Below are 13,083 nucleotides of genomic sequence, written 5' to 3'. Positions count from 1 at the left end.
CGCATCACTCGGTCCGCGGCCGCTGCACGTGGACGTCGTCGGCCGAGTCCACCCAGAACGGCACGTTTCGCACCCCGGTGATCGCGCCCGAGAGCCGCACCGCGAGCCGCTCGTGCACCACCACCGTGTTCGGCAGCGGAAGAACAGCCGCCAGGACGACGAGCAGTGGATCGGAGTCGATCGACTCCGGGACACCGGGCTCGGTGACCTCCGCCGAGACCACGGCCGACACCATGTCGACGTCGAGCAGATCCGCGAGGGCCTCCGCGCCCTCGACACGACCGAGCACGGCGACGTTCGGATCGACCACCGCCGCCCACATCGGATGATCGAGGACGAGAGCGTCGGTGGGGTCGCACACCGATCCCGAGATCGTCCGGACCGACGGCGGGGGGTCGAGATCCTCGGCGTGCCACCGTCCTGCGGCCACCGCATCCATCAGGGCGCGGTGAGTGCGGACGGCGGCGCCGCCGGTCACGACGCGGGCATCGTCCGCGAGACGATCGAGGATCTCTTCGGCCTGGGCGGCGTCGTCGACGACCGGTCCGGCGAGGAGCGCGGTCAGCGCGGCCGCCCTCGGATGGACGATCGGATCCAGTACACCCTCGAAGGTGCGGTCTCCGGCCGCGCGAAGCAATCCCGGCCGCACTCCCCCGATCCGTGCGTGCCGACGTAACCACCACGCCGAGTAGCCGTCCCGGTCGGCCGTGGCGGCGAGGAGCGCCGGATCCTCCGCGATCATCGTCAGCGCCTGCGGCCAGAACGCGTCGTCCACCAGATCGAGATCGCGGATCGCGACGATCTGCGCCGGGTCCTCGCGCAGCGACTCCCACCACGCGTCCTCGTCGTCGAGATCGTGATCGGGACCGGTGGGCAGGTCCTCGGTGAACACGGTGAACGTCCACCCCACACCCACCGCCCGGAGCGCGTCGACCCCGTACCGTTCGACTGGCGAGGGGTCGACGATCCCGAAGGGACTGTCCGCGTACAGCACTCGCGCGAGCGGCGAGTCCGGCAGCACGAGCTCGTCGGCGGCTCGCTCCTCGCCGTCGGCCGACCTCAGCGGTAACGCACCCAGACCCGGGACCGCGGCCGCGCCGGGGCCGAGCGAGCGCGCGAGCACCAGAACGTCCTCGACGAGGGACTCGCTCACCGTGTCCGGATCGTCGAGCATCGCCGCGAGCACCGGGTCGGACAGGAGATCGGCGGGTCGCGCCGGCTGCGTGCCGAGCCGCAGCAACAGCGGATGCACGGCGTCGGGATGCACCACGCGAGCCCACCCGACGCGACCGATGTCCGAGCCGTCCTCCACCGCCAGAACGGTTCTCGGACCGGTGACCGTGCGTCCGTCGGTGAGCGGCACCGGCATGCTCGCGCACTCCTGCGCCGCGACACCGTCGTGCACCAGGGGCTCGAGTCCGTCGTAGACCCGACGCCACCACGCCGGATCGCGCTCGAGTCCGGCGAGGGCTTCGACCACCGCCGCCAGACCGAGACCGCGCACCCCCGCCGCGGTCAGCGCCCGGGCATCGGCGACGCCGGAGACCTCGGCCGCCACCAGACCCGGAACGACGTCCTTCAGCGCGTCGCACAACTGTGGTGATGCGGATTCGACGAGCACGGCGTCGGCCGGGCGCAGGTCCCTGCCGTCCGCACCGGGCACCCACGGCGCCTCGGCGAGCTCCGTCGAGATCGATTGCCGCAGAGCGTCGTCGACTTCCGAGGCAGCGAAACCCGGAACCGGAACCACAGCCGTCCGGTACCGGGCGGGAAGCGCCGGCGCCACCTGCGCGTACCCCTCGGCCACGCGGCGGAGTCGATCGTCCACCGGCGGCAGAACCCGGCGGCGATCGGGCTGCATCTGCACGTCGGCGACCACCAGCAGCGGCACCGTGAGCGCCTCGTCCGAGCGGGTGGGGGCTCGCAACACATCTCGCCGGACGGGCTGCGGAACCCCGTCGATCACGGGCAGGAACCACCGCGCGTGCACGGTGTCCATTCGCCAGAAGATGCGACCGTCGACGGTGACCTCGGTGACCGCACCCGGCCCGGCCGCCTCGGAGCGATCGATCACGCTCTCGACTCCGTTGCGTACCACCGTGATCGAGACCAGGGCATCGAGTTCGAGCAGGAGGTCGACGGCCTCCGACGCTGCGGCCGCGAGCACGTCGTCGGCGCTCTCGACCCCGAACATCACCACTTCGGTGTCCCAGCCCGCGGCCGGAGCGTGGTCGACGGACCAGGGCAACCGCAACATCGGAACCCCGACGTCGGGTTCGGCGAGACCGGCCCCGACGACCTCCGTGCGGGTGCGCTCGGCATCGAAGCGGACCGACCCCGTGATCGACCTGACTTCGACCGCCGATGCCACCGCGCGCACCGCGGTGAACCCGACGCCGTACCGGCCCACCGACTTCCGACCGGCCGGCTTGTCCGAGGCACGCAGTGCGGCGAGCGCCTCGAGGCCCGCGGGATCGAGCGGCGCACCGATGTTGGCGACGTGCAGTTCGTCGTCGTCGACCCATACCGACAGCCGGCCCGGCACGTCGGCACGGCGCGCTGCGTCGGCGGCGTTCTGGGCGAGTTCGGTGACGACCCGGTCGCGATAGCCGGCAGCCACGAGGTCCGCCTCCGCGGCGGCATCCTCGCGGAGCCGCGTCGGCGACGACGTCCATGCCGCGAGGACCGAGGCGCGCAGCCCCGCAGCGCCGAGCGGGTCCGCTAGGTCACCGACGGTGACTCCTGTGACTCGTCGGCGGTGTCGACGGCCGGAACCTCGGTGCCGTCGGCCGGAACCTCGGTGCCGTCGGCCGGAACCTCCGCGGCAGCCGGGTTCGCGGTCACGTCGAGCGCACCGTCGTCGTACGGATCGAACGACGGCGAACCGGCGCCGGTGGGCCCCTCGGTGTCCGAGTGGGCTCCACACCCGTACTGCGCGTGCACGACGCGGCCGTCCGCCGCCAACTCGTTGCCGCACACGCCGAACGCGGCGCTCAGCGAGCCGGCGATGGGCAGGTAGAAGCCACACAGACCGCACGTCGACGGCGCAGCCTTGGCCATGGGCGATTCCGGACCGAACTCACCCTCCGCCCACCGCTCGGCGGCGTCGAGCCGACCCTCGCGGCTGAGGACCTTCTTGCGGCCGAGGCCGAGTTCGAGCGCGACGTCGTCCACGGCGGGGTCACCGGTCGCGAGGTACCCCGGTACCAACCGCTCGTCCGCATGGGCGGGCGGAAGCAGGTCACCGGGAGACAGATCACCGGGGCGGACGCGGCGATCCCACGGCACCCAGGTCGGCGACACCACGGCGTCGGGACCGGGGAGAAGGACCAGCTCGCTGACCGTCACGACCTCGGCGTCGGCGGGCGCCGCGACCACCACGGCCCATTGCCACCCGCGGTACGCCGGCATGTCGGCGGCGAATCGGTGGATGGCCGAGGACTCGTCGACGGCCTCGACACCCAGATGCTCACCGACGGCCCCGTCACCGGTGTCGACGACGGCGGCCCGAGCGACGTCGGCTGCCTCGGCGAGCAGGGGGCGGATCTCGGTCACGGAAGCAGCACTCACCCGCACCATTTTGCCGTACGCGGGCGCGTCGGGTGTGCGGCGGGCCGTCGTGGCGGGCTGACAGGATGGAGCGATGGTGCGGAGTGGCTCGATTCGCGTGGGTGCCCTCGGGGTGGCAGCGGCTCTGCTCGCCGCCTGTGGTGCGGATGCGGGGACCGATCCCGACGCGTCCGTATCGGACGTTCCGCGGCTCGAGGTGCGGATCGTCGCGACGGAACCGCACGAGCGCACCGCGTTCACGCAGGGCCTCGAGGTCGACGGCGACCGCCTGCTCGAAGGAACCGGCCTCGTGGGGGCGTCGTCGGTCACCGCCACCGATCGAGCCACCGGCGAGGTTCTCGCGGACGTCGATCTCCCCGGACCGCTGTTCGGGGAGGGCATCACCCGCGCGGGCGACATCCTGTGGCAGCTGACCTGGCAGGACGAGATCGCGATCGCGCGCGACCCGGTGACCCTGGAAGAACGCGGCAGGGTGTCGTACGAGGGAGAGGGATGGGGGATCTGCGCGTACGACGACCGACTCGTCACCAGCGACGGATCCGAGACGCTGACCTTCCGTGATCGGGAGACCTTCGACCCCGTCGAGGTGGCCGGACGAACGACGGTTCCGGTGACCCTGGACGGGCAGCCGCTGCGTTCCCTGAACGAGCTCGAGTGCACCCCCGACGGTGTGTACGCCAACGTGTGGCAGACCGACGACATCGTCCGAATCGACCCCGACAGCGGCGATGTCACGGCCGTGATCGACGCGTCGTCGCTGCGTGAGGCCTTGCCGTCGCAGGACGGGATCGACGTCCTGAACGGGATCGCGGCGATTCCGGACACCGACCGTTTCCTGCTGACTGGCAAACTCTGGCCGACGCTGTTCGAGGTCGAGTTCGTCCCCGCCGAGTGAGCGACGCTCGCGCCGAGCCTTCCGCCGCCGATGGGGGACAATGAACACGTGACAGGTACGGACGACTCGCGCCATCCTGGATGGGACAACTACTCCCCGTCCGAGGCGCTCCCCCCGAGACGATCCCCGCTGCCTCCTCTGCATCCCGTCGACCCCGACGAGACCCGCCGGATGTCGCCGCCCGGTGACGCGCGCGGGCCCCGCAAGATCACGGTCACCCGAGTCGCGGCCCGACGCGGTCGCGAGCTGACGGGCAAGGGCATCGCCACGTTCCGTCGGGCTGCGACGGCGAACGGTGCCGACAAATCGGGGCTGACGGCCCTCACCTACGCCACGATGGCGAACTTCGCCACGGACGCCGCGATGGCGGTGGCCCTGGCGAACACGCTGTTCTTCTCGGCGGCCACGGGCGAGGACAGGACACAGGTCGCGCTGTATCTCCTCATCACCATCGCACCGTTCGCGATCATCGCCCCCCTCATCGGTCCGCTGCTCGACCGGCTGCAGCGTGGCCGACGGCTGGCCCTCGCCGCGTCGTTCGTGATCAGATCCGTGCTGGCGATCGTGCTGATCTTCAACTTCGACAGTTGGATCCTGTACCCGGCGGCGCTGGGCATGCTGGTGATGAGCAAATCCTTCGCCGTGCTCAAGTCGGCCGTCACCCCGCGAGTTCTCCCGCCGGAGATCGATCTGGTGCGCGTCAACTCTCGCCTCACGGTCTTCGGTCTACTGGGCGGAACCGTGTGCGCCGGCGCCGTGGCCGCGGGGATCGCGTTCGCCTTCGATTCCATCGGCGCCCTGTGGTTCACGTTCGCGCTCACCCTGTTCGGCGCGTACCTGTCCATGCGGATTCCGTCCTGGGTGGAGGTCACCGAGGGCGAGGTCCCCGCCACCCTCGGCTACCACGCCGAGGCGTCCACCGAGGTGATCGGTGCCGTTCCCGCCCCCAGCAAGCGGCGACAACCGCTCGGCCGCGCCGTTCTCGTCGGCCTGTGGGGCAACGGGACAATCCGGGTACTGACCGGCTTCCTCACCCTCTACGTCGCGTTCGTGGCGAAGTCGCGGACCGAACACGAACCACTGCAGCAGGCCTTGATGCTCGCGCTCGTCGGTGTGGCCGCCGGCCTCGGCAACTTCGGCGGAAACACCGCGGGAGCCCGCGCGACGCTGACCAAACCGTCCATGCTCGTGGTGCAGTGCGCCGCGGCGGCCACGGCGGTCGCCGTCGTCGCCGCCCTCACCGACAGCCTCCTCAGTGCCGCGCTCGCCGCACTGGTGGCGTCCGCGGCGAGCGCCCTGGCCAAGGTCTGTCTCGACGCGTCGTTGCAACACGATCTGCCCACGGAATCCATCGCCTCGGGCTTCGGCCGGAGCGAGACGGTGCTGCAATTGAGTTGGGTTCTGGGCGGCACGCTCGGGGTTCTGCTGCCCACCGAGTACTGGGTGGGTTTCACCGTGATCTCGGTGTTGCTTACCATCGGTCTCGTGCAGACAATCGTGACGTATCGGGGCGGGTCCATCGTTCCCGGCTTCGGAGGAAACCGCCCGGTTCGAGCGAAGCAGGAGGTGGCGCTCAGCGAAGTCGAACGGGCTCGCCGGGACCGCACCGCGCCGAACGCCACCAGTGAGGGAGTCACGCGATGACGCGCCGCACCGGACTGATCGCGGCCGCGATCGCCGTGGTCGTGGTCGGCGTCGCCTTCGTCGTGCTGCTGGGCCGCGCCATCCTGAACGCCCCCGAGACACCGCCTCGCATCACCGCGTACGCGAACGGGACCACCATTCAGGTGGATCCGTTCCGCTACTGCCCGGTCGACGCACCGCTGTGCGACTACGAGGGGACCACCGCATCCATCCCGATGCGGGCGGGCAACCCGCTGCAGCTGTCGATCCCGCCGAGCATCTCCGGTGGCCCGTGGGGCCTGGCCACGGTCTACGGCACCCGCGGGGGTTCCGACGACGACATCGTGGAGACCGACGAGTACTACGGACCCGGCGACCGCACGTCGGTCACCGTTCCGCAACTGGACGCCGACGGCCTACCTCTGCTGGGTGTCGAGATCCGACTCCCGTCCGGAGTCATCGACGCCGACACGGCCGAGGAAGAAATCGTCAGCCACGCGGTGTGGTCCATCGCGACCACTCCGGAGGGAACCGACTAGCTGTCGAGCTCGCGCGCGACGGCCCGGACCACCTCGGAGATCTTCTGGGCCGTCTTGCGATCGGGGTACTTGCCCTTCCGCAATTCGGGCTGCACCGTCGCCTCGAGCAGCGTGATCATGTCCTCGACCATGCCGTGCAACTCGTCCGGCGTGTGCTTGCGCGCGGTCGGCTCCTTCCGGGAGCCGGCCGCGGCGTTCTGCCGCACCGAGGGGGCGGGCTCGAGAACGGTCACGCTCAGGGCCTGCGGGCCACGCCGTCCGGCAGCCATGCCGAATTCGACGCGCTGGCCGGGCTTGAGGCCCTCGACTCCCTGCGGGAGAGCGGACGAACGCACGTACACGTCCTCGCCCTCGTCCTGCGAGAGAAAGCCGAAACCCTTCTCGACGTCGTACCACTTCACCTTGCCGGTCGGCACCGATCTCACCCGTTCGTTTCTTGGTTGCACTTGCTCGATGGACACGTTCCGATACGTACCTGTTCGGTGTTCCTCGCCGGAACACACGAATCGCGCCGGAGAGGCGTGGGCCGTCCAGGCCGACATCCATCTCGACGCGAGAACTCGATCGTACCCTCGCCCCCGTGGGCGGGCGCCACAGGTTTGTGCGCCGACTAGGCTGACACCGTGACCGATCGCCCCGCCGCACCCGACGACGCCTCCCGAACCCCCGCACCGCGACGGACCGGCGTACCTGCGCTTCTCGCCGTTGCCATGGTCTGTTTCGGCCTCGGAATTCTGGCGCTCGTGGTGATCTTCGCGGTGCTGCTGATCTCGAACACCACCCCCAGCCTGTGGCTGTACTTCGCCGCGATGCTGAGCCCGCTGGGCTTCCTGCTCGGGTTGATCTACGCCCTGTCCTCCGGGCGTCGGGCGCGGACCGGACGCTGATGGCCCGCGGCGCCGACATACTGGTGTCATGCGCCTGATCCTGAACGTCATCTGGCTGGTCTTCGGCGGGCTATGGCTCGCCCTCGCCTACTTCCTCTTCGGGTTGCTCCTGTGCATCCTCGTCGTGACGATTCCGTTCGGAATCGCCTCGTTCCGCATCGGGGTCTACGCGCTGTGGCCGTTCGGCCGAACCGTGGTGGACAAGCCGTCGGCCGGAACGGGGTCGCTGATCGGCAACGTCCTGTGGATCGTGCTCGCCGGGATCTGGCTGACCATCGGGCACATCGTCACGGCAACGGCGATGGCGATCACCATCATCGGCATTCCCCTGGCGCTCGCGAACCTCAAGATGATTCCGGTGTCGCTGATGCCGCTGGGCAAGGACATCGTCGACAGCGATGTTCGTGATCTGCCGCCGGGCCACGTGCCGGGGTACGTCAAGACCGGTCGCGCTACGTAACGAACGGTTCCTTTCGGCGTGGCTTACCGCGCCGATCGGCATTTTCGGGCCTATCCTCCGTGCGTGGACCCCAAGAATCCGCCGCAACGTTCATTCTCGTCACAACGTGGTGTCGTCGTTCTGTCGGTCATCGGTGCGATCGTCGCGCTCGTCGCCCATGACCGGCTCATCCCCTTCGGCACCCCGAAGTTCGGGCTGTTCGAATTCGGTATCGACGCATCGGTCTACCGGGCGGGCGGCGCCACCGTCCTCGACTCGACCCGGCTCTACGCCGGGGCACTCGTCGGCGAACTCCCCTTCACCTACCCACCCTTCGCCGCCCTGCTGTTCGCGCCGCTCGGACTCCTGGCGGACGCCACCACCCACCTCGTCTTCTGGCTGGGGAACCTCGCCCTGATCTACCTCGTCGTGCGCTGGTGCTGGATCCATCTCGGCTATCGCGACGATCGGTCGCTGCGCATCGTCAGCGCGGCACTGGCCGTGGTGTTCACCTGGCTCGAACCGATTCGGATGACGGTCTGGCTGGGACAGATCAACCTCGTCCTGCTCGCGCTCGTGCTGTGGGACCTCGGCCGACCGGAGGGCAGCCGCCTGCGCGGACTGGGGGCCGGGATCGCGACGGGCATCAAGATGACCCCGGGTCTGTTCCTGGTCCACCTGGCCCTGACCCGGCAATGGCGAGCGCTCGCGATCGGGGCGGCCACCGCCGCGACCTCCGTCGTTCTCGGGTTCGTCGTCCTCTTCTCCGACGCGGCGGCCTTCTGGTTCGGCACGATCTCGGATTCGACCCGGATCGGCGACATCACCTCGGGCGCCAATCAGTCGCTGCGCGGCGCGATCCCGAGATGGTTCGGCCTCGACGAACCATCGGTGGCGCTGTGGATCGCCGTCACGGCCGTCGTCGCGGTCGGGTCACTCCTCGTCGCTGCCGCCGCGCACCGACGCGGACTGACCCTTCTCGGACTGACCGTGTGCGGCCTGACGACGCCGCTGGTGTCGCCGTTCTCCTGGGGCCACCACTGGGTCTGGTTCCTTCCCCTGACGATCCTGAGCCTGGATCTCGCCCTGCGAGCCCGACGGCGGCTCGTATGGATCCTGCCGCTGGCGGTGACACTGCCCCAGATCGCCTGGTTCCATCTGTTTCCGGGCGGCGTCTACGCCATCGGCACGTTCATGCTGCCGCCGTCCAGCGACATCGAGGCAGTGCTGCTGCAGACGGTCTACCCCATCACGGCCCTCGTCGCGATCGTCGGCATCGGCGTGACCCTCCGGATATGTGACTTCCGCCACATAACAACTCGATTACGAACAGGTGACGAGTCGACATTCAGTGCCCGCGTATCCGTCTAGCTGCGCTTACCCGTACTCGAGCCTCACAACCGACCGACCGACCCGCGACCAGGCGAAGTTATCGAACAGTGACATCCGGGCCCGGTTCGTAATAGTGTCCTGCTCGGCCGGAAGTTCGGCCGACGTCCGGCCCGCCGCGCCAAACCTCGTCCCGCGGGTACCGGACACCCGACACGAAACAAGATCAGGGACGGGGGCGGGGGACCCACACGTCCTTCGTAGATAGTTCGGCCGTCACGCAACGAGCCCCACCCGGGTTCGCGTCGACGGTCTTGGGGTGAAGCCACACCGTTCCAGCCAGGAGCGAGTGGGCCGGGCTACCTCTCAGCCCGAATCCGACAGCTGACCTCGCAGGCGCGTGTGGAGAGGATTTCTACCCTTATGAGCGGACGTCATCGCAAGCCGAGCACCACCGGCAAGACCGTCGCCAAGGTCGCTGTCACCAGCGCACTGGTCGGCACCGCAGGCCTCGCCTTCAGCGGCACGGCAAACGCAGCACCCGACTCCGACTGGGACCGTCTGGCCCAGTGCGAGGCCGGCGGCAACTGGGCCATCAACACCGGCAACGGCTACCAGGGCGGGTTGCAGTTCGCACCCAGCACCTGGAGCAGCCACGGTGGTGGCGAATTCGCCGCGACCGCGAACCAGGCCTCGCGTGAGCAGCAGATCGTGGTCGCCGAGCGCGTCCTCGAATCCCAGGGCTGGAACGCCTGGCCGTCGTGCTCCTCGCGTCTCGGCCTGACCAGCGCTCCCACCGAGCGTTCGGCCCCGGCCGCGTCGGCACCCGCCGTCAGCGCACCCGCGCTTCCCGATCTCACCAGCATCCCCGCCACCAGCTCCGACGCGGTGGCCGGCTTGACGCAGATCGTCCAGAACTTCACGTCCGACCCGATGATCCTCGGCTTCCTGGAGCAGGCCACGGCTCACCCGGACGTCGCCGCATTCCTCGAGGCGAACCAGGACTTCCTTCCTCGGTAGTCCTCACCGCACGTCGAAGGCTCCCACCGCATGCGGTGGGGGCCTTCGACGTCTGGGGGTTCGTACCCCTGGCACGAGTGAGGGGCACCCTCGGTCCGTCTCGCGAACCGAGGGTGCCCCTCACTCGGATGGGCGCGCTGTCGACCGCGAGTCAGGGGCACCCCGACCACTCGTGACGGACCGAGCGGCACCCTCACTCCGGCACCGGCACCGGCACCGGCGTACCGATCAGCGGTTGATCACCGTGTGCGGATGCGCGTACGGCAACGAGTCGACCGGCAACGGGAACTCGATCTCCTCGCCGTACGGGGACAGGCTGCCGGCGCGCGCGGAGGCCAACTCCGTCACGGGATGGTCCTCGTCGTCGACGCCGTGGGGCCAGCCGGGATCTACGTATCGCTTCTTCGCTTCTTTCGCCATGACTCATTTTGGCACTAGGGGTCGAACCTCCGCCAGTGCAGGTCTCTAGGCTCGAGGGCGATGAGCGCGAACGACGGTCCGACGGCGGACACCCTCACGGACTGGTTGGCGTCCCGAAGCGACGACGACCTGGCCGAACTGTTGCGGTTGCGTCCCGACCTGACCATTCCGCCCCCACCCACCCTGGAGGTGCTCGCAGGCCGCTCCGAGCAACGCGCGTCGGTACTGCGGGTGGCGGACGACCTGGACACTCTCGCGCTGACGATCCTCGAACTGCTCGCACACGAGGGCGCCGACCGCGCGCCCGTCCCCCGCAGGACGCTCGACCGGTTCATCGGCAAACTCGCGACCAAGAAGTCCGTCGATGCCGCGCTCGGCGCGTTGCGGACACGAGCGCTGGTGCGCGGCACCGCCGACCTGACCATGGTCGCGGCCGCCCGCGACGCGATCCCGTGGCGCGTGGGTCGTTTCCACGACGCGGATCCCGCCCTGACCGCGGACGTGGTGACGACCCGGCTCGCGACGCTCGACGATCGCGAACGAGATCTGCTCGCGACCCTGACCAAATCGTCGTCCATCGGGCGCACCCGCGACGCGGCCCCCGGAACCCCACCCGATCGGCCCGTGCAGAAGCTCCTCGGAGCCGGTCTGCTGACCTGGCTGGACGAGAACACGGTCGAGCTCCCCCCGCAGGTCTCGCAGGCGCTCCGAGGGGAACCGGTCACCGATCCCACCCTGCTGAGCCCACCGGCGGCGACCACCGAGAAAATCACCGTCGCCGACGTCGACGCGGCCGCCGCGGGCGAGGCCCTCGAACTGCTCCGGCAGTGCGAGGACGTGCTCGACTCGCTCGGCCGCACGCCGGCACCGATCCTCAAGGCCGGCGGTCTCGGTGTACGCGAGGTGCGCCGCATCGCCAAGAGCGTCGATCTCGACGAGGCCCGCACCGGGTTCGTCGTCGAGATCCTGGCGGGCGCCGGGTTGGTCTCGGTGGGCTTCCCCGATCCGCCACCGGCCGGCGAATCCGACGACATGTGGGCCCCCACCACCGCCGTCGACACCTGGCTGGCCGCCGGTCCGGCGCAACGCTGGTCCGCGCTCGCCACCGGATGGCTCGACCTCACCCGGCTGCCCTGGCTCATCGGGATGCGCGACGCCAACGACAAACCCATCGCCGCTCTGTCCGACGAAGCGCGATCGGCGGCCGCTCCTCGTGATCGCCGCATCGTGTTGCGAGTCCTCGCCGATCTGGGATCCGGTCGCGCACCGGCCGCGGACGACGTCGTTCGTCTCGCGACCTGGAACCGGCCTCGACTCGCCGGTCGCCTCGGACGGGGTCCGGTGACCCGGTTCCTCGCCGAAGCCGCATCGTTGGGGATCGTCGCTCGTGGCGCGCTCTCCTCCCCCGGCCGGGCCCTGCTGGCCGCACCGGACTCCGCGACCGCCGCAATGCACGCCGTGCTTCCCGCCCCCATCGACCACGTCCTGGTGCAGGCCGACCTGACGGTCGTGGCGCCGGGGCCGCTCACGCCCGAACTCGCGCAACGCATGGCGTCCGTCGCCGACATCGAATCGGCCGGTGCCGCCACGATGTATCGCATCGACGAGCGCACTTTGCGGCGAGCACTGGACGGCGGCACCTCCGCGGCCGAACTGCACGCCCTGTTCGAGACGCACTCGCGGACTCCGATTCCGCAGTCGCTGACGTACTTGATCGACGACGTCGCGCGTCGGCACGGACGGTTGCGAGCCGGCGTGGCGTCGTCGTTCGTCCGCTGCGAGGACCCGGCGCTGCTGGCCGAGGTCCTCTCGTCTCCCGCAGCGGAATCACTCGCCCTGCGTGCGTTGGCGCCGACGGTCGCCGTCTCGCAGGCCCCCCTGGCCGACGTCCTGGCCCAGCTCCGAACCGCCGGTTTCGCGCCCGCGGGCGAGGATTCCTCGGGCACCATCGTCGACGTCCGCGATCGCGGCGCCCGCGTCCAGGTCCGACGCGGGCGGTCGGTCTACCGCACCCCCGTGGTCCCGTCGGACGAGCAGCTCGGCCGCCTGGTGTCCGAGATGCGTGCGGGCACCGTCGCCTCGACGGCCCGCCGTAGCGAGGGAGTGCGGTCCGACGGCACCCGCGCGTCCGGTGCCGCGACCATCGCCTTGCTGCAGCGAGCCGCACTGTCGCGGTCACCCATCAGCATCGGATACGTCGACGCCGCGGGGGTGTCGAGCAACCGCGTGGTCGAACCGGTGGGGGTCGGCGGCGGCCAACTCGATGCATGGGACGCCGGCGCGGGCGTGATGCGGCACTACACGCTGCACCGCATCACGTCGGTCTCGATGGTGGGCTGACCCCCCGCGGCTGGCGCGTAC

The 13,083-nt window shown here is 70.0% G+C and carries 12 protein-coding genes and 1 riboswitch; of the genes, 8 read left to right on the top strand and 4 right to left on the bottom strand.

What is annotated here, in order from left to right; genetic code table 11:
• Window positions 1–4 precede the first annotated feature (4 nt).
• Together ACY466_RS06225 and ACY466_RS06220 are read right to left on the bottom strand one after the other, a co-directional pair.
• A complete protein-coding gene (locus tag ACY466_RS06225) occupies window positions 5–2,620 on the bottom strand; it encodes a sacsin N-terminal ATP-binding-like domain-containing protein (protein WP_463250728.1) in 2,616 nt (871 codons plus the stop codon).
• Between the two features lie 101 nt (window positions 2,621–2,721).
• Window positions 2,722–3,579: a DUF3027 domain-containing protein gene (locus tag ACY466_RS06220; RefSeq protein ID WP_463250726.1), complete on the bottom strand. Its 858-nt coding sequence runs from the start codon at window positions 3,577–3,579 to the stop codon at window positions 2,722–2,724.
• Between the two features lie 64 nt (window positions 3,580–3,643).
• On the opposite strand from ACY466_RS06220, the gene ACY466_RS06215 reads away from it, so the two are divergent.
• From ACY466_RS06215 to ACY466_RS06205, 3 genes are read left to right on the top strand one after another with little or no spacing between them, the layout of a single operon-like run.
• Window positions 3,644–4,465, top strand: coding sequence for a glutaminyl-peptide cyclotransferase (locus ACY466_RS06215; RefSeq protein WP_463250724.1), 822 nt, complete (start codon window positions 3,644–3,646; stop codon window positions 4,463–4,465).
• 30 nt (window positions 4,466–4,495) lie between these two features.
• Window positions 4,496–6,109, top strand: coding sequence for an MFS transporter (locus ACY466_RS06210; RefSeq protein ID WP_463250723.1), 1,614 nt, complete (start codon window positions 4,496–4,498; stop codon window positions 6,107–6,109).
• Window positions 6,106–6,627, top strand: coding sequence for a DUF2771 domain-containing protein (locus ACY466_RS06205; protein WP_463250721.1), 522 nt, complete (start codon window positions 6,106–6,108; stop codon window positions 6,625–6,627). Before ACY466_RS06210 ends, ACY466_RS06205 begins: the two co-directional genes overlap by 4 nt.
• On the opposite strand, the gene ACY466_RS06200 is transcribed toward ACY466_RS06205, so the two are convergent.
• Window positions 6,624–7,043 (bottom strand): cold-shock protein, encoded by a 420-nt coding sequence (locus tag ACY466_RS06200; RefSeq protein ID WP_463252153.1) that lies wholly within the window; start codon window positions 7,041–7,043, stop codon window positions 6,624–6,626. The two genes, ACY466_RS06205 and ACY466_RS06200, sit on opposite strands and share 4 nt — an antisense overlap.
• Window positions 7,044–7,250: 207 nt before the next feature.
• Between ACY466_RS06200 and ACY466_RS06195 the strand changes: the two genes are divergently transcribed.
• The 4 genes from ACY466_RS06195 (at window position 7,251) to ACY466_RS06180 (ending at window position 10,302) form a co-directional block, all read left to right on the top strand.
• On the top strand, window positions 7,251–7,514 hold the full coding sequence (locus ACY466_RS06195; protein ID WP_463250719.1) for a hypothetical protein: 264 nt from the start codon (window positions 7,251–7,253) through the stop codon (window positions 7,512–7,514).
• A 28-nt stretch (window positions 7,515–7,542) separates the two neighbouring features.
• Window positions 7,543–7,974, top strand: coding sequence for a YccF domain-containing protein (locus ACY466_RS06190; protein WP_463250717.1), 432 nt, complete (start codon window positions 7,543–7,545; stop codon window positions 7,972–7,974).
• 63 nt (window positions 7,975–8,037) lie between these two features.
• Entirely contained in the window at window positions 8,038–9,324 is a 1,287-nt protein-coding gene (locus ACY466_RS06185) for a glycosyltransferase 87 family protein (protein WP_463250715.1), read from the top strand.
• 162 nt (window positions 9,325–9,486) lie between these two features.
• A riboswitch (cyclic di-AMP (ydaO/yuaA leader) is annotated at window positions 9,487–9,697 on the top strand.
• 8 nt (window positions 9,698–9,705) lie between these two features.
• Window positions 9,706–10,302 (top strand): transglycosylase family protein, encoded by a 597-nt coding sequence (locus tag ACY466_RS06180; protein ID WP_463250713.1) that lies wholly within the window; start codon window positions 9,706–9,708, stop codon window positions 10,300–10,302.
• A gap of 228 nt (window positions 10,303–10,530) precedes the next feature.
• Here the strand turns inward: ACY466_RS06180 and ACY466_RS06175 are convergent, their stop codons facing one another.
• Entirely contained in the window at window positions 10,531–10,722 is a 192-nt protein-coding gene (locus ACY466_RS06175; RefSeq protein ID WP_463250712.1) for a hypothetical protein, read from the bottom strand.
• A gap of 60 nt (window positions 10,723–10,782) precedes the next feature.
• On the opposite strand from ACY466_RS06175, the gene ACY466_RS06170 reads away from it, so the two are divergent.
• A complete protein-coding gene (locus ACY466_RS06170) occupies window positions 10,783–13,062 on the top strand; it encodes a helicase-associated domain-containing protein (protein ID WP_463250710.1) in 2,280 nt (759 codons plus the stop codon).
• Window positions 13,063–13,083: the final 21 nt, after the last annotated feature.

This window comes from Rhodococcus sp. K11/5, from assembly GCF_055193735.1.
The sequence above is the reverse complement of the archived record's forward strand: the minus strand, read 5'-3'. Positions and strand labels throughout refer to the sequence as shown.

What these genes read in the sequence shown, in the direction of transcription:
- ACY466_RS06205 (WP_463250721.1), top strand. Translation starts at nt 6,106, where the DNA reads ATGACGCGCCGCACCGGACTGATCGCGGCCGCGATCGCCGTGGTCGTG.
- ACY466_RS06210 (WP_463250723.1), top strand. Translation starts at nt 4,496, where the DNA reads ATGGGGGACAATGAACACGTGACAGGTACGGACGACTCGCGCCATCCT.
- ACY466_RS06170 (WP_463250710.1), top strand. Translation starts at nt 10,783, where the DNA reads ATGAGCGCGAACGACGGTCCGACGGCGGACACCCTCACGGACTGGTTG.
- ACY466_RS06190 (WP_463250717.1), top strand. Translation starts at nt 7,543, where the DNA reads ATGCGCCTGATCCTGAACGTCATCTGGCTGGTCTTCGGCGGGCTATGG.
- ACY466_RS06180 (WP_463250713.1), top strand. Translation starts at nt 9,706, where the DNA reads ATGAGCGGACGTCATCGCAAGCCGAGCACCACCGGCAAGACCGTCGCC.
- ACY466_RS06215 (WP_463250724.1), top strand. Translation starts at nt 3,644, where the DNA reads ATGGTGCGGAGTGGCTCGATTCGCGTGGGTGCCCTCGGGGTGGCAGCG.
- ACY466_RS06220 (WP_463250726.1), bottom strand. Translation starts at nt 3,579, where the DNA reads ATGGTGCGGGTGAGTGCTGCTTCCGTGACCGAGATCCGCCCCCTGCTC.
- ACY466_RS06175 (WP_463250712.1), bottom strand. Translation starts at nt 10,722, where the DNA reads ATGGCGAAAGAAGCGAAGAAGCGATACGTAGATCCCGGCTGGCCCCAC.